Source organism: Brevibacterium litoralis, assembly GCF_040212315.1.
Taxonomy (GTDB): Bacteria; Actinomycetota; Actinomycetes; order Actinomycetales; family Brevibacteriaceae; genus Brevibacterium; species Brevibacterium litoralis.
Window position 1 is genome coordinate 70,747 of record NZ_JBDIUY010000026.1, and the last position, 15,116, is coordinate 85,862.

At 68.9% G+C, this 15,116-nt stretch carries 13 protein-coding genes; 4 read left to right on the forward strand and 9 right to left on the reverse strand.

Going from position 1 to position 15,116, the window contains the following annotated elements; all coding sequences use genetic code 11:
- Positions 1–98: 98 nt before the first annotated feature.
- The 4 genes from hemG (at position 99) to AAD496_RS09695 (ending at position 5,021) form a co-directional block, all read left to right on the forward strand.
- On the forward strand, positions 99–1,616 hold the full coding sequence (hemG, locus tag AAD496_RS09680; RefSeq protein WP_349828491.1) for a protoporphyrinogen oxidase: 1,518 nt from the start codon (positions 99–101) through the stop codon (positions 1,614–1,616).
- A gap of 54 nt (positions 1,617–1,670) precedes the next feature.
- The gene (gene hemQ / locus AAD496_RS09685) at positions 1,671–2,381 is read left to right on the forward strand and encodes a hydrogen peroxide-dependent heme synthase (RefSeq protein WP_349828492.1); all 711 of its coding nucleotides are present in this window, start codon (positions 1,671–1,673) and stop codon (positions 2,379–2,381) included.
- Between the two features lie 216 nt (positions 2,382–2,597).
- Entirely contained in the window at positions 2,598–4,097 is a 1,500-nt protein-coding gene (locus tag AAD496_RS09690) for a MarR family winged helix-turn-helix transcriptional regulator (protein WP_349828493.1), read from the forward strand.
- 369 nt (positions 4,098–4,466) lie between these two features.
- Positions 4,467–5,021 carry a hypothetical protein gene (locus AAD496_RS09695; RefSeq protein WP_349828494.1) on the forward strand — a complete coding sequence of 185 codons (555 nt, stop codon included), beginning with the start codon at positions 4,467–4,469 and terminating at the stop codon, positions 5,019–5,021.
- Here AAD496_RS09695 and AAD496_RS09700 read toward each other — a convergent pair.
- The 9 genes from AAD496_RS09700 to AAD496_RS09740 all read right to left on the reverse strand — a co-directional run bounded on the left by AAD496_RS09700 (position 4,969) and on the right by AAD496_RS09740 (position 15,025).
- Positions 4,969–6,012: a tetratricopeptide repeat protein gene (locus AAD496_RS09700; protein ID WP_349828495.1), complete on the reverse strand. Its 1,044-nt coding sequence runs from the start codon at positions 6,010–6,012 to the stop codon at positions 4,969–4,971. The genes AAD496_RS09695 and AAD496_RS09700 overlap by 53 nt on opposite strands.
- Complete coding sequence (locus tag AAD496_RS09705; RefSeq protein ID WP_349828496.1) at positions 6,005–6,451, reverse strand: hypothetical protein; 447 nt, start codon at positions 6,449–6,451, stop codon at positions 6,005–6,007. The genes AAD496_RS09700 and AAD496_RS09705 overlap by 8 nt, the downstream gene beginning before the upstream one ends.
- A gap of 143 nt (positions 6,452–6,594) precedes the next feature.
- Positions 6,595–7,461: a hypothetical protein gene (locus AAD496_RS09710; protein WP_349828497.1), complete on the reverse strand. Its 867-nt coding sequence runs from the start codon at positions 7,459–7,461 to the stop codon at positions 6,595–6,597.
- A 127-nt stretch (positions 7,462–7,588) separates the two neighbouring features.
- Positions 7,589–9,352 (reverse strand): 2-isopropylmalate synthase, encoded by a 1,764-nt coding sequence (gene leuA, locus AAD496_RS09715; protein WP_349828498.1) that lies wholly within the window; start codon positions 9,350–9,352, stop codon positions 7,589–7,591.
- A 299-nt stretch (positions 9,353–9,651) separates the two neighbouring features.
- Positions 9,652–10,758 carry a hypothetical protein gene (locus AAD496_RS09720; protein WP_349828499.1) on the reverse strand — a complete coding sequence of 369 codons (1,107 nt, stop codon included), beginning with the start codon at positions 10,756–10,758 and terminating at the stop codon, positions 9,652–9,654.
- A gap of 86 nt (positions 10,759–10,844) precedes the next feature.
- On the reverse strand, positions 10,845–11,630 hold the full coding sequence (locus AAD496_RS09725; RefSeq protein WP_349828500.1) for an isoprenyl transferase: 786 nt from the start codon (positions 11,628–11,630) through the stop codon (positions 10,845–10,847).
- An 87-nt stretch (positions 11,631–11,717) separates the two neighbouring features.
- The gene (gene recO / locus AAD496_RS09730; protein ID WP_349828501.1) at positions 11,718–12,440 is read right to left on the reverse strand and encodes a DNA repair protein RecO; all 723 of its coding nucleotides are present in this window, start codon (positions 12,438–12,440) and stop codon (positions 11,718–11,720) included.
- Positions 12,437–12,898 carry a hypothetical protein gene (locus AAD496_RS09735; protein WP_349828502.1) on the reverse strand — a complete coding sequence of 154 codons (462 nt, stop codon included), beginning with the start codon at positions 12,896–12,898 and terminating at the stop codon, positions 12,437–12,439. Before AAD496_RS09735 ends, recO begins: the two co-directional genes overlap by 4 nt.
- Positions 12,899–12,994: 96 nt before the next feature.
- Positions 12,995–15,025, reverse strand: a complete 2,031-nt coding sequence (locus tag AAD496_RS09740) for an MOSC domain-containing protein (protein WP_349828503.1) — start codon at positions 15,023–15,025, stop codon at positions 12,995–12,997.
- Positions 15,026–15,116: the final 91 nt, after the last annotated feature.

Here is a 15,116-nt window from a genome sequence, read left to right on the forward strand (position 1 = left end):
TCGCCCCCTCGCCTCCTGACCGTCGCGACGGTAGCGTCGGTACCGGACGGCCTCACGGGGCCGTCGGGACGAGTCATCCACCCCAAGGAGTGATCAGCATGTCCGCCACGCAGTCACGGCCCGCCACCGGTGGGCAGGGCGCCCGGGCACCTCGGGTGCTCGTCGTCGGTGCCGGGATCTCCGGTCTCACCGCGGCGCACCGGATCCTGACGGAGCGGCCGGACGTCGACCTCACGGTCGTCGAGAGCCGTGACCGCATCGGTGGTCTCCTCAAGCCCACCTCGCTCGGCGGGCTCGTGCCCGAGGGTGCGGACATCGGCGCCGAGGCGTGCCTGGCCCGGCGGCCGGAGGCCTTCGAACTCGCCGCCGAGCTCGGGCTGGAGCCGGAGTACCCGGATCCTGCGCAGTCCTCCTCGCTGTTCGCCCACCGGCAGCTCCACCCGATCCCGCCTGGGACCCTCATGGGTGTGCCGGAGGACCCGTCGGTCCTCGACGGCCTGCTGAGCCCCGACCAGATCGAACGGGCGAAGCACGAACTCCTCACCGACGCCGAGGACGACGGCGACACGAGCGTGGGCCGGTTCCTCGCGGAGCGCCTGGGTGACGCCCTCGTCGACACGGTCGTCGACCCGCTGCTCAGCGGGGTCTACGCCGGTCGGAGTCGTGACCTCTCGTTGGCCGCGACGATCCCGGCGCTGTTGCCGGCCTTCCACGAGGGCACCTCGGTCCTCGACCGGGTCGCCGAGGTGCGCGCCCAGAAGGCCGCCGGGGGCGCCGGGAAGGCCGGGGGAGACGTGCCCGGCACCCAGGACGGACAGGCGCCGCCGGTCTTCATGAGCATCAAGGGCGGGGTGAACCGGCTGGCGGCCACGCTCGCCGCGGCGATCACCTCGGCCGGCGGCACGATCGAGCTGCAGACCGCGGCGAAGGACCTGTGGTACGGCGAACCGGGCACCGGTTCGCGCTGGATCGTGGAGTGCGAGGACCTCGAGGCCGAGGAGACCGTCACTCACCTCGCCGACCACCTGGTCCTCGCGGTGCCCGCCTATGCCGCGGGTCCCCTGCTCGAGGGTCTCGACGACCCCCGCCTCGACCGCTCCGTGCGGACCCTGCGCGACGTCGAGTACGCCTCCTCCGCGCTCGTCACCGCCGTCATCGGCACACCCGACGGGCCGCCGGAGGGCTCCGGTTTCCTCGTACCGCCCACGGAACCGGCCTTCATCAAGGCCGCGACGTTCTCCTCGAACAAGTGGCCGTGGCTGCGAGAGCTCCTGCCGGAGGACACGGCCGTCGTGCGGATGAGCATCGGCCGGTTCGGCGACCCGCCGAACGGCTGGCAGAAGATGTCCGACGGCCAGGTGGCGGAGAACGCGCTGGCCGACCTGCGCCGGATCACCGGGAAGGTCGTCCCCGCCAAGCACGTGGAGGTCCAGCGGTGGTCCCAGGCGATCCCGCAGTACTTCCCGGGGCACCTGGACCGGTTCACGGATCTCGACCACGACATCCGGCGGATCGACGGGCTGGCGCTCGTCGGCAACGTCCACTCCGGGGTCGGGATCCCCGCCTGCATCGGGCGGGCACGGGATGTCGCCGACCGGCTGCTCGCGACCTTCTGAGGCTCTCGACCCCACCTCCCAGACCACCCGAGTTCCGAACAAAGGAGCACCCACATGGCCGAATACGTCGCACCGACCCCCGAGGAGATCGAGAAGGCGAACGCGCAGATCCGCTACGTCGCCTACTCGGTGTTCGCCGCCGCCGGTGACCTCGAGGACGTCGATCGCGCGACCCTGGCCGCCGAGGTGACCGATGCCCTCGCCGCGCTCGCGGACGAGGGCCTGGTCGTCCGCGGCACCTACGACGTGTCGGCCATGCGTGCCGACGCCGACCTCATGTTCTGGTACCACGCCCCGAGCGTCGAGGTGCTGCAGCGGGCCTACTCGGCCATCCGGCGCTCGGCACTCGGTGCGGTGCTCGAACCGGTCTGGTCCGTCACCGCGATCCACCGTCCGGCCGAGTTCAACAAGGCTCACCTGCCGGCCTTCCTCACCGACGACGTGGCCGGCGACTACGTGTGCGTCTATCCCTTCGTCCGCTCCTACGAGTGGTACGTGCTGCCGGCCGAGGAGCGTTCGCGAATGCTGCGGGACCACGGCATCGCGGCCGCCGGGTACAAGGACATCAACGCGAACACGCTCGCCTCGTTCGCCCTCGGTGACTACGAGTGGATCCTCGCCTTCGAGGCCGACGAACTCCACCGCATCGTCGATCTCATGCGCGACCTGAGGGACACGAAGGCCCGTCTGCACGTGCGCGAGGAGATCCCTTTCTACACCGGTCCGCGCAAGGACCTGAAGGACATCCTGGCGCTCTGGCGCTGAGATCGTCCGGCGCCGGTGTGATCCAACTTCGAGCCGGACCGGGGGTTCTCCCTATCTTCTGCGGGTACCTGTTGAACTTTTCGACAGGTACCCGCAAAATTGTGTCCGGGTGCTTGTCGAACAGGTACCTGTCGGAAGTTCCCTCCCTTCGATCTCGACCACGACCGTGGCGGGCCTTCCGACCCACCGACCGCGCACGATGCGAAGGGACACATCATGTACCCCCAGCCGACAGACGGGCCCGGGAACGAGAACCCGGAACAGCCCGAGAACCCGAATCAGCACGAGAACGACACGACGTCCGGAAGTACCCCACCCGGGAACGACACGACTCCTGCCGACGACACCACCGAGGAGGTCGGTGCCCGGGAGGATCACACCGACGAGGAGGTCGTCGACGCCGAGGAGGTCGCCGAGGACGGGCTGCTCGACGCGAGGGAAGAGACCGCGGGCGAGGTGATCGATCCGGCCACGGAACTCGACCGGCGCCTCGACCGCCTGCTCGTCCAGGTCGTCTCGCTCGTCCACCGCCGGAAGCTGCGTGGCCGTCGCAGCGATGCGGAGTCCGGTCCGGCGCTCGACCCCTCCCGCGGGCAGGGGCGTCTGCTCGCCCTCCTCAAGCTTCGCGACGGGATGTCGACCAAGGACCTCGCCTTCTTGTTGGGTATCCGCCCGGCCTCGCTCAACGAACTCGTGCTCAAGCTGGAGCGTGCGGGGTACGTGACCCGGGAGAAGTCCTCCGAGGACGGCCGGGTCACGCTCATCCACCTCACGGAGGCGGGCCGCGCGACCGAACAGACCACGGCGGAGGGTGAGGCCTTCGCGGGACTCGACGCCGACGAGAAGGAGACCCTCGCGGATCTCCTCACCCGCGTGATCCGGAACCTCGAGGCGAGCTTCGGTCCCGCCCCGGAGACCTGGACGCCGTGGATGGAGGAGCTCAAGGGGGCGATCGGCGAGGAGAAGTACGAGCGGTTCGTCTCCGGGATGGACGACCAGTTCGGACCCGGCTGGCAGGGACGCATGTGGGGCTTCTTCGAGGACTCCCGGAAGCGTGCCGGTGGTCGGGGTCGCCGTGGGCGTCCGGGGCCGCGTGGCCGTGGTCCCCGGCCCGACACCGAGCGGCCCGACCCCGGACCGCGACCCGGTCCCGGCCCACGACGGCCGGGCTCCGGTCCGCACCGTGTGCCGGACGGCTTCCGCGCCTCCTGGGAACGCGACGAGGACCGGCCGCGCGAGAGCCGGTTCGACCGGGCCGAGCGGGAGGCGAAGGAACGGGCGGCGAAGGAACGGGCCCGGGCCCGCCGGGAGGACGCCCGCGCGCGGGAGGAACGACGCCGGTCCGGTGACCGTCGACCCGACGACGGCCGGTTCGAGGACGAGGGCCCGCGCACGCACCGGCACCACGACCGCACCGACCTGTTCGGCGAGGACGGCATCTTCGGGTCGAACGGTCCCTTCGGCCCGGCCGGTCCCTTCGGCCCGGCCGGTCCCTTCGGTACCGGAGGATTCTTCGGCCCGCAGGGTCTGTTCGGGGACGACGGGATCCTCGGACCCGACGGACCCTTCGGCGAGGACGGCCCCTTCGGCCCCCGCGGACCCTTCGGTGACGGACGCCGGGGTCACGGTCCCGGTGGACACCGTGGCCCTCGCGGTCACCACGACCACGACGACCGGGATGACGACGACCAGGACGACCCGGGCTCCGGTCGCTGACACGACGGTCGCTCACGTGACGGTCGCCGAGGAGTGACGTCGACTCCTCCGGTCACGGGGTTTGTCGCGGATGCCGAAGAACATCACTCGGTATCCGCGACAAACCCCGTGACGCACGTCCGGGACTCCCATGGTGGACGTGGTGCCCGCGCAGTGATATCTGTGTGGGCACTACGATGCGCTTGGAAGGATCGTGGTTTCCGGAGGTGAATACCGGAACCGGGAACGAGATACGGGGCGTGGAGGAGAACCCACGTTCGATCACGAGGGAAGGACCACGCGATGCGGATCGTCGTACTGGGTGCAGGTGGATTCATCGGTTCGCACCTGGCGGCGCGCCTGTCGGCTGATCACGAGGTCGTCCCTGTCGTGCGCTCCGACCGGGAGGTCGGGGAACGGAACTCCGGAACCGGAACGATCGCACTCCCGTGGCACCGACACCCGCAGGAAGCCGCGGCCGAGATCATCGAGCGGTGGGGCGCGATCGACGGGGTGCTCGCACCGCTCGGTGGCTGGGACCTCGGCAACAGCTTGGTGAACGGATCCCTTGAGGAGTTCGACGCATATTACGAGTCGCACCTCCGGTCCCACTATGCGGCGGTACTACTCTCCACACACTTGACGACGGTCTCGAACCGGGTGACGCACGTATCGTTCCACGGGTTGGCGAGCGTAGCGCCGATCGCCCGGTCCCCGATCATCAGTGTGTTCGGCCACGCACAGCGAGCTCTCGGGGCGAATTTCCGCAGTGAATCGGCGCTCGTCGGATCCGGGCCGCTGCTCAGGGAAGTCGTCGTTCCGGAGGCGGTCGTCGACGACGGTCGGAACGGGAAGTCGACGGGTATCACCCTGTCGACCATCCAGAGTGTCGTCACAGTGATCCTGATCGATCCGACCCGGTGTCCTGACGTCTCCTACGTGTAGGTACGAACGGAAGCCCCACGATCAGACGAAGAATGACGAAGAACGCGATGCAGCCGACGGTGAGTATTCCGATGGTCCACAGTTGCTGGTCGATGGACTTGGAATTGAACAGCGTGAGCGCAGACCCTCCGACAAGGGTGACGATCGCGATGAAGACTCCGAATATCTCGATGACACCGATCAGGCTTGACTGGATCGTGCGGCGTGACTCCGAGGCTTCCCGCCGGAGAAGCTCTGAACTGCTCCGGAGTGCAGAATCGACCTTTGACTCGATCGTGGTGTTGATCATCTTCATGGTATTGATCAACTCGCGTTCACGGACGTAATCCTGGTGGACGTTCACCTGGGCGCTGTCGTGCAACTCGAGAGCCTGGTCGATGGATTCCAACGCGTCGGACAGGTCACCGGCATTTCGAAGAGCGAATGCTCTCCAGTAATAGAGGTTCGCATCGATCTCGTGTTTCTTGATCATCCGGTCCGACAGTTCGATCATCAGATCCGACTGTTCCTCGAGGTGTGTCCCGAACCAGAGGCCGTGGAGCACGATCCACCTGCCCACTGCGTTGACACAATTGAGATCCATGGCTTCGGCGGTGATGTCCTTGGAACTCGCCATCCGCAGGCCCAGTGAGGCGAACGCACGGAACGGGAGAAGCAGTTCCGAGCGGGAGCCCTCCCGAAGCGATTCCCGTGTGTTCACGTCATCGAGCTGGGAGAACTTGAAGTCGTAGCGGAGCCGCTGCGCAGTCGCTTCGTACTTGATGATCTCCAGTTTGTCGGAGGCAGGGGTACCGAGCTCATCATCGACGATCTTCTCGTAGTCGATGGCCCGACCGTGTTCCCGGTCGATCCACGCCGCATCACTGATCGTCTTGTGGAACTCCAAGGACGTGGGATGAAGCGTCGACGAATCCAGGACTGCGCGAATCCAGGTCTCGCTCGTGGCCGAATCCTTCTTCGCGATTTCGAGGATGCGTGTGAGATCAGACATCCGTGTTCCTTCTCGTGTAGGAGCCGAAGAACTGGCCGTTCTCGATTCGTGACGACGTCAGATCGAGGTGGAGGAGTTCGTGTTCCGTGACCGGGCCGGGGCCCGGGGCCAGCACTGGACTGACACTGACCTGGAGTTCAGCACCGGGCACGACTCGCAGAAGTGCGAACCCGAGTGCGGGACCGCCCTCGAAGAGAATGTACTCCTCCGGGCCGAGGTCGATATCGGAGAACACATGGGCGACGTCCTCGTACGCACTCGTCGAGGACAGCGGTGGAATGGCGACGACGTCATACGTGCGGTCTCTTGCCGAGAGTCCCGCCCGGACCTGGTCCGGGCGGGTGGTGAGGACGATCACCGGAGTTGTATTGCCGTCCGGCCGGGTCAGTCGGATCGGTGGCAAGTGCGGGTTCAATGCCGTCGCGCTGTCGATGAACACGACCGATGCCTGGCACCGGAGTCGACGGAAATTCGAGAAGTCGGTGTCATTGGACAGAGGAGACGACCAGCCGTCGACCTCGTATACCCCATTGATCGACTGGACGAGGCTGATGACGATTCGAGGTGGTTCCACGGGGGAGGTCATCGGGAGAGCACCTCCGCGGGACCCATGGCGATGTAGGGGGTGCGGGCGGGATCGAGGGTGGTGAGCAGGTACTCCATCTCGTCCTTCTCCAGCGTGATGCACGCCCGGGTGGGGGAGTCATGGTCGACGTGCAGCCACACCTTGCCACCCTTCTCCCAGCCCTCGGGGCGGCGGTCGTCGAAGGGTGCGGAACCGGCCACACGGTTGTAGTTGATGGCGATGACGTAGTCGAAGATCTCCGCCCAGTCCGCGCCGTAGGTCGCCGCCGCCCCTCCGCGCAGGCTCTCATCCTGGGTGTAGGGCAGCTTCGACCCGGGATCGGGCAGGTACCCACCGGCATCGGTGAGGGCGAAGACGCCGATGGGACTCGTCCGGTCACCCTCACGACGGTCCTCCCGCCACCCGGCACTCCCGTTGTGTCCGTCGAAGGCGGCCCGTTCGACCCAGCCGTCCGTCGTGCGTTCGTAGTACGTGGTCGTCGCGGTGGTGCCCTCGACGGTCGGTGTCGAGGAGACGAGCACCTGCTCCGTCTCCGCCGGGATCCGCGCCATCGTCTCCGGGCCGAGTCCGGGTACTGCCGCGTGCGCCACCGCGGACGACCCGGCACCGGCGGTCTCCGCGCTCGCGGCGACGCCGCGGCCCCCGGTGGTGCCATCGGGACCGTCACCGGCGGGGGAGCGGAGGTCGGGGGAGGCGAAGTCGTCGACGATCCGCTGGGCCGGTCGGGGCAGGGCGACCGCCTCGACGGTGGCACCGTCCGCGGGGCTCGCACCCTCGGGCCCGGACGTCGGGACGGCACAACCGGACAGCACGAGTGCACCGCCGAGTGCGGCGGCGAGCAGCGGATCGGTTCCGGGCTTCACGGCCCCGAGTGTAGTGACCCGGTGCCGTCTTCCGTGGGATACCCGGGATGAACGGCGAGGCGCCTGCCGAGGTCACGTGGGCACATGACCTCGGCAGGCGCCTTGAGGAGCGGTGTGGACGTGTGCGTCAGCGCGCGGCGCGGTTGACGGCGCTGATGACGGCCTTGAGGGAGGAGCGGGTGATGTTCGGGTGCAGGCCCGCACCCCACAGCACGCGGTCGCCGATGGCGAGCTCGACGTAGGAGGCGGCGGTCGTGTCCGCGCCGGTGCCGACGGCGTGCTCGGTGTAGTCGGTGAGGCGGATGTCGACGTCGAACTGGTCGCGCAGGAGGCTCACGAGGGCGTCGATCGGACCGTTGCCGGTGCTCTCGTAGGTCCGCTCCTGGCCGTCGACGACGAGGTCGACCTCGATCGTCTCCGTGTGCTTACCGGTGGGCTGGGACTCGTCCGTCTTCGCCGAGGAGGTGCGCAGGCCCGCGATCCGGAAGCGGCCCCACTGGTTCGCCGGATCGTCGGTGGGCAGGTACTCGTCGGAGAAGATGCGCCAGATCTCCGGGGCGGAGACCTCGCCGCCGGATTCGGTGTGCCGCTGGACGACCTGGGAGAAGTCGACCTGCAGACGGCGGGGCAGCTCCAGGCCGTACTCGCTCTTGAGCAGGTAGCTCACACCGCCCTTGCCCGACTGCGAGTTCACGCGGATGACCGCCTCGTAGGACCGGCCCACGTCCTTCGGGTCGATCGGCAGGTAGGGCATGTCCCATTCCATGTCGTCGATCGCGATCCCGGCCTCGGCGGCGCGGGACTCCCGGTCGCGGAAGGCCTTGTTGATCGCGTCCTGGTGCGACCCGGAGAAGGACGTGAAGACGAGGTCACCGCCGTAGGGGTGCCGCTCGTGGACGCCGATCTGGTTGCACTCGGTGACGGTGCGGATGACCTCGTCGATGTCGCTGAAGTCGAGTTCCGGGTCGATGCCCTGGGAGAACAGGTTGAGGGCGACGGTCACGAGGTCGAGGTTGCCGGTGCGCTCACCGTTGCCGAACAGGCAGCCCTCGATCCGGTCGGCCCCGGCCATCATCGCCATCTCCGCCGCCGCGACACCGGTGCCGCGGTCGTTGTGCGGGTGCAGGGAGACGGCGACGTCCTCGCGGTAGGGCATCTGCCGGATGAACCACTCGATCTGGTCGGCATAGGTGTTCGGGGTGCCGCGCTCGACGGTGGCCGGCAGGTTGACGACGGTGTCCTTGCCACCACCGGGCTGCCACATGTCGAGGACGTTGCCGACGATGTCGACGGCGAAGTCCGGTTCCGTGTCGACGAAGATCTCCGGGGAGTACTCGTAGCCGAAGTCCGCGTCACCGAGCATCGACTCGGCGTGCTTCATGACGGCCTGGGTACCGCGCAGGGCGACGTCCCGGCACTGGTCCCGTCCGTCCCCGTCGAAGCCGAAGACGACCTTGCGGAAGACCGGCGGGGTCGCGTTGTACATGTGCACCGTGGGCTTGGCGGCCCCGCGCAGGGATTCGACGGTGCGTTCGATGAGGTCCTCACGGGCCTGGGTGAGCACGGAGATCCGGACGTCGTCCGGGATCGCGTCCTCCTCGATGATCTGGCGGACGAAGTCGAAGTCCGGCTGGCTGGCCGCAGGGAACCCCACCTCGATCTCCTTGAAGCCGAGCTTCACGAGCAGGTCGAACATCCGACGTTTGCGGTCCGGTGTCATCGGGTCGATGAGCGCCTGGTTGCCGTCACGCAGGTCCGTGGACAGCCACCGGGGCGCCTGCGTGAGGGTGGCGTCCGGCCAGGTGCGGTCGCGCATGTCGAGCTGGATGCGCTCCTGGAAGGACTTGTACTTGTGGAACGGCATCGGACTGGGCTTCTGCAGCTTGCTCATGGGTCTTCTCCTGTGACGTGCCCGTGGATCGAGTTCCGGGACCGGGCGGGGCGGCTGGTCGGGGGTCCAGACCGGCAACACGGACACCGCGACGGGGTGCGGCCTGTCGTCAGGCCCCGCCGCGGCAGGAAAGGAGGAGAAGGTTCTGCCTGTTCACGGTCGCCACTCTAGACGCAGACGGACCCCGGATCACGAATCCGGGGTCCGTATTCTGGGACGCGGCTCACAGGGGAGACGGTCGGGGTCCGGCCGGTCGCTCCTTGTGGAGGCACCGACGGAGGGTCCGGCGGGAGAGGGTGTCAGTTGACGAAGTCGGCACCCGCCCGGGCCAGTGTGAAGCCGCGGTCCGTCTCGTCGGAGGTGCAGGTCATGCCGGTCTCCTCGGACAGGCAGGTCATGCCGTGGGCGGAGATCTCCTCGCCGTAGGGCAGGGCCGTGGCGGCCGGCGTGCCCTCGGGGATCTCCGAGCACGAGTACCCGGCACCGTCCGCGTTCGCGACGACGACCGAGCCGTAGTCGACCGCGCAGTCGTCCGGTGCCCCGGACGCCTCGTAGTCGTAGTCGGCGATCGAGCAGCGGGCGCGCTCGGGACTGATGGTGCACGAGATGTTGCCCGAGGGCGAGGCGAAGGACTCGACGTCGACCTCTTCCTCGTCCTCGGCAGGCGCCTCCTCGGTGGGCCCGCCGATCTCTCCGGGCTCCTCCTCGCCGACGGCCGGGGGCACCTCGACGGTGCTCGGGTCGAAGGGGTCCTCGCGGGTCATGACGTCGGTGACGATGTACACGAGCACGCCGATGACGACCGCGCAGCACAACAGGACGATCGCCCAGGCCCAGCCGGGGATGCCGCGGTGCTGCTGCTGGACGGCGGCCAGGGGCACCGCCGCGGTGTAGGTGCCGGTCGCGGGTGCCGCCGCCGGTGCCGAACCCTGTGGTGCGGACCCCCGGGGTCCGGAGCCCTGCGGGGCACCGGCGTCCTGGGCGGCCGAGGCGGCGAACACGGCGCCGGCGAGGTCCTGTCCACGGGCCGGCGACTGCGTGGAGGGCTCGGACGTGTCCGCCGCCGAGGCGCCCGTCGCCCCGGCAGCCGCCGCTTCCCGGGCCTCCCGGCGGGTCATCGGGCGCGTGGCGGGTGCGGCGTCGTCCGCGGAGGAGTCGGCCTCGGAGGCCGTATCGGTCGAGGAGCTGCCGCGTGCGGAGTCCTCCCGGCCGATGTTCTCGAGGTCCTCGATGCTCATGGCGGCCGTCGCGTCGACGTCCTCGCCGGTCGGCTCCCGGTCCGTGCCCGTGTCGAGTGCGGCCGCGTCGAAGACCTGGGTGGCCTCGCCGTCCTGTCCGTCCTGGTCCGTGGGTCCACCGGTACGGGGTGGGACGGCAGGACGATCGGGCCGGTTCGGTTGATTCATGCCCGACAGTCTAGCCATGCACGACTACTGCGGCGTCACGGTGGGCCTGTGTCGCGGGCCTCATGAGGGCCGGTGCGCGGTCGGGGTCAGGAGGACCTGGGGGCGTCGACGGCACCACCGAACCGGCGGTCGCGGCGGGCGTACTCCACGATCGCGGCCCACAGGGTGCGACGGTCGACGTCCGGCCACAGGGTGGTCTGGAAGACCATCTCCGCGTAGGCCGACTGCCACAGGAGGAAGTTCGAGGTCCGCTGCTCGCCGGAGGACCGGAGGAACAGGTCGACGTCCGGGACGGCCGGGTGGTAGAGCCGCCTGGTGATCGACTTCTCGGTGAGCCGGTCCGGGTTCAGCCTGCCCGCGGCGACCTCGCGGGCGACCTCCTGCATGGCGTCGACGATCTCCGCCCGGCCGCCGTAGTTCACGCAGAACTGCATGGTGAGGCCGGTGTTGTGGCGGGTCATCTCCTGGGCGTGTTCGAGCTCGTCGATGACGGACTTCCACAGGCGGCCCCGGCGGCCCGACCAAACGATGCGCACGCCGAGCGCGTGGAGTTCGTCGCGGCGTCGGCGGATGACGTCACGGTTGAAGCCCATGAGGAAACGGACCTCCTCCGGGGATCGCTTCCAGTTCTCGGTCGAGAAGGCATAGGCGGACAGGTAGTCGACGCCGATGTCGATCGCCCCGTGGATGACGTCGAGCAGGCTCGCCTCGCCGGCCTTGTGACCCTCGGTCCGGGGCAGTCCGCGCTCGTTGGCCCAGCGTCCGTTGCCGTCCATGACGACCGCCACGTGCCGGGGCACGAACTTCCGCGGGATCGCCGGGGGTCGGGCACCGGAGGGGTGGGGCGGGGGAGCGGGGTATCCGGTGGCCATGGGTCTCCTGGGTCGGTGGGATCGGACCGAGTCGATTCTACGGTCGGCGCGGCGCCGCCGGACCCGGGGGACGTCGGGACCCGGCGGTCACTGGAGGACGCCGAAGGAACGGACGCGGCGCTCCAGGTGGTACTGGACGTAGGTGATGACGAGGCGGGAGGCCTCGACCATCGTGTGTATGGCCGAGGACTGTGCCTTCTCCCAGTCACCGGAGAGGAGCGCGGCCATGTGGGTGAGCGTCTCCGTCGAGGGCAGCGCGGTGCCCTGGGGCCGGCAGCTGTGGCACACCGCGCCACCCATGACCGGGGAGAACCCTGCGTGCGGTCCGGGAGCACCGCACTGGGCGCAGTCGACGAGGCTCGGGGCCCAGCCGGCGATCGCCATCGCCCGCAACAGATAGGCGTCGAGGCTCAGACGGGGCGGGTGTTCGCGGTTGCACAGGCTCCTCAGCGCGGCGAGCAGCATGAGGAACTGTGAGCGGGTGCGCGGTTCGTCCTCGGTGAGGCGGGTGGCCGTCTCGGCCATGACGTTCGCGGCCGAGTAGGCGTCGAAGTCCGCCCCGAGGCCCTTGCCGAAGGGTTCGATGAGATCGACCTGCGTGACGACGTCGAGGCTCCGGCCCACGTGGCACTGGACGTCGATGTACATGAAGGGTTCGAGCCGGGAACCGAACCGGGACTTCGTCCGCCGTACCCCCTTGGCGACGGCCCGGACGAGCCCGTGGTTGCGGGTGAGGATCACGACGATCCGGTCGGCCTCGCCCAGCTTGTGGCCGCCGACCACCAGCCCCTCGTCGCGGTAGTACTTCACCCGGTCATTCTCCCACCGGGTGATCCCCGGTGGGAGAATGACCGGGTGAAAACAGCGTGTCCGTGAGCTCTGCCGCCACTCTTGTAGGGTGTCGACGCCGTCGTGCTCTGGGTGCACGAAGCTGCGGACGAGATCGTCGAAACCGCATTCGTGTAGTGCACGACGACTGTTTCGCCTTCAGACAGCGAAACTCCGTCAGGGGTGACTTCGTCGTCGTCGATCGCCCTGGTGGATGTGAGAGTCTCGTCTCTTTCGAGTGTCGACCGGGACTTGCTGGTGACTCCCAAGTCGAATTCGAAAGCTTCATCCAGGTAGACGTGGTGAGGAGCTGACGAAGGGTTTCCTTCGTCGGCGTGCGCTGGTGAAGAACCACACGAAAGCGCGGCAGCCGCGAGGAGGCCGGAGATTGCGGTGAGGGAGATGATTTGTGTCGTGTTGATGCCCTGTCGAATACGCATGGGTTCCTCGTCGTCGAGTCGTCTGCGTCAGGTCGTGTGAGTGGGGCGATCCTAGATTAGGACCGGCTACTCATGAACGTCAAGAGGTTGACCGGATCACTCCGGGGTGCCGAGCTCGACCGGGCCGGCGGGGACCGCGGAGCAGGTGACGACGTGGTCGGCGTCGTGGGGCGCGCTCGGTTCGAGCGGATAGGTGACCGCTCCGGTGCGCAGGGGCAGGACGCAGGTGCCGCAGGACCCTGCACGGCATGACGCGGGTGGTGTGGCCCCGTGTCCCTCGAGGGCTTCGAGCAGTGTGCCGTCGGAGGGTTCCCAGGTGAAGTCGATCCCGGGTGCGGTGACACGCGCGGGTGGGGTGTCGGCGATGAGGGCGTCGACGTCGACATCGGGGGAGGAGAATGCCTCGCGGTGGACGGACCGGGAATCCCACCCGGCGTCCCGCGCCACGGCGGTGACCGTGTCCATGAGGGCGTCCGGTCCGCAGACGAGGAGGGCCCGGGACGCCGCCGAGGCGCCCGCGAGCTCCCGGGCCCACCGCGCGTGATCCGGGCGTCCCTCGGTCTGCGTGGCGATCCGGCGGTGCGTCACCCGGACGTCCGAGACCGCGGCGAGAGCCGCGAGGTCCGCCGCGAGTCGCTCCCATCCCCGAGTCGGTGTCGTCGCGCGTTCGACGTGTACGACGTGGAGCGAGCGGGGCAGGTGCACGGCGACGCCCGCAGCTTCATCCACGGACTCACCCCCGAATCGGCGGGCCTCGGACCGGACCGCCGTGGCAGACGCGTCCGTGGAGCCGGCATCCGCCAGGGCACGGCCGAGCCAGCCGCGGACGAGAGCCATCGCGGCACTGATGCCACTGCCGCCGGTGACGAGGACCGTGGCATCGGCCGAGACCTCCCGGTCGGTGACCGCCCCGAACGGGCCGGAGACGAGTACCGGGGAACCGGCCGCCAGGCCCGCGAGCAGGCGTGAACCCCGCCCGTCAAGGCGGATGCGGAAGGTGAACCGGTGGTGCTCCGGGTCCGCGTCGACGACGGTGTACGAGCGCCACAGTGGTGTCGGAAGTGCCAGTGGTGTCGGTAGTGACGACGGCATTGACCCCTCATCCTGTGCCGCCCCGTCACCGTCCTCGTCGACCAGGTGGACACGCATGTGCTGTCCGGGCCGGAAGTGGTGCCCGAACCATCCGAGTGGGTCCTCCAGGGCCACCTCGACGGTCGCGCCGTCGGCTTCGGCGGGTGTCACCCCGAGCACCCGTGCGAGGCGTGGGGTGTCCCGGGGATCGCAGTCGAACCGGCCGGCCCAGGGCGATCCGGAGCCGGACTCCCAGGCCCGGGCACCCGGAGCGGCCAGGATCTGCACCTCGTCACCGATGCCGATCTCACCGCCGTCGAGCACGTGCCCGTCGACACCCATGTGCACATGGCCGAACCCACGGGCGAGCATGCGCGGCACGTTGAGTGTCGGGTCCGCCGTGCGCGGGTCGACCCGGGTGGCCGGGCACCGCTCACTCGACTTGCGGATGCCGACGACGACCCCACCGATCCGCACGACCGCCCCGAGCAGGGCGTACTCCTCGAAGGGCGCGAGCCCCGAGAGCACGACGTTCCCCCGGAACCGCAGGGGGTCGATCTCCTGCCCGGTCCAACGTTCCAGCAGCGCGATCGTCGCCGGATTGTGGAAGGACAGACCGGAGAGCTGCCCGTCGAACATGCCCTGGTCTGCGGAGACCACCCGCCGTGGGTGTTCCCCGCGCGCCGCGAGCAGGTCCGCCAGCGCCGCCGAGGCGCCCTCCCAGGACCCCTGGTCCGTGCGGTCGAGCCGGACCTCCGTGTCGTCGGGTGCGGTGAGCAGGACACCGGTCGGGTCGGTGCACCCGGACTCCGGTTCCCCGTCCGCTCCGAGGGAGGTCACCGACCATCGCTGGAGGGTCGTGTCGTTCTTGAGCGCGCTGAAGGACCCGCACCGGGCCCACTGCCCGTCGACCACCGGGACGGAGCCGTTGGCGAACGCGAAGGCGCGGTCCCCGCGGATGCCGGACCCGGCATCGACGTGGGCGCGGGAGAGCGCCTCGGCGGGAAAGCCCTTGACGGGGAACCGGTGGAGGGAGGTGACGGCGGGGGAACTCATGCCCTCGAACCTATCGCGGGCGACGGACACACATGTCCCGGATACGCCGAACGGCCATGACATGTCGTCATGGCCGTTCGGGAAAAGCGGA

Excerpts from the sequence above, each read along its gene's own strand:
- AAD496_RS09720 (WP_349828499.1), bottom strand. The coding sequence starts at position 10,758 with ATGAATCAACCGAACCGGCCCGATCGTCCTGCCGTCCCACCCCGTACC.
- hemQ (WP_349828492.1), top strand. The coding sequence starts at position 1,671 with ATGGCCGAATACGTCGCACCGACCCCCGAGGAGATCGAGAAGGCGAAC.
- leuA (WP_349828498.1), bottom strand. The coding sequence starts at position 9,352 with ATGAGCAAGCTGCAGAAGCCCAGTCCGATGCCGTTCCACAAGTACAAG.
- AAD496_RS09740 (WP_349828503.1), bottom strand. The coding sequence starts at position 15,025 with ATGAGTTCCCCCGCCGTCACCTCCCTCCACCGGTTCCCCGTCAAGGGC.
- hemG (WP_349828491.1), top strand. The coding sequence starts at position 99 with ATGTCCGCCACGCAGTCACGGCCCGCCACCGGTGGGCAGGGCGCCCGG.
- AAD496_RS09735 (WP_349828502.1), bottom strand. The coding sequence starts at position 12,898 with ATGCGTATTCGACAGGGCATCAACACGACACAAATCATCTCCCTCACC.
- AAD496_RS09700 (WP_349828495.1), bottom strand. The coding sequence starts at position 6,012 with ATGTCTGATCTCACACGCATCCTCGAAATCGCGAAGAAGGATTCGGCC.
- AAD496_RS09725 (WP_349828500.1), bottom strand. The coding sequence starts at position 11,630 with ATGGCCACCGGATACCCCGCTCCCCCGCCCCACCCCTCCGGTGCCCGA.
- AAD496_RS09690 (WP_349828493.1), top strand. The coding sequence starts at position 2,598 with ATGTACCCCCAGCCGACAGACGGGCCCGGGAACGAGAACCCGGAACAG.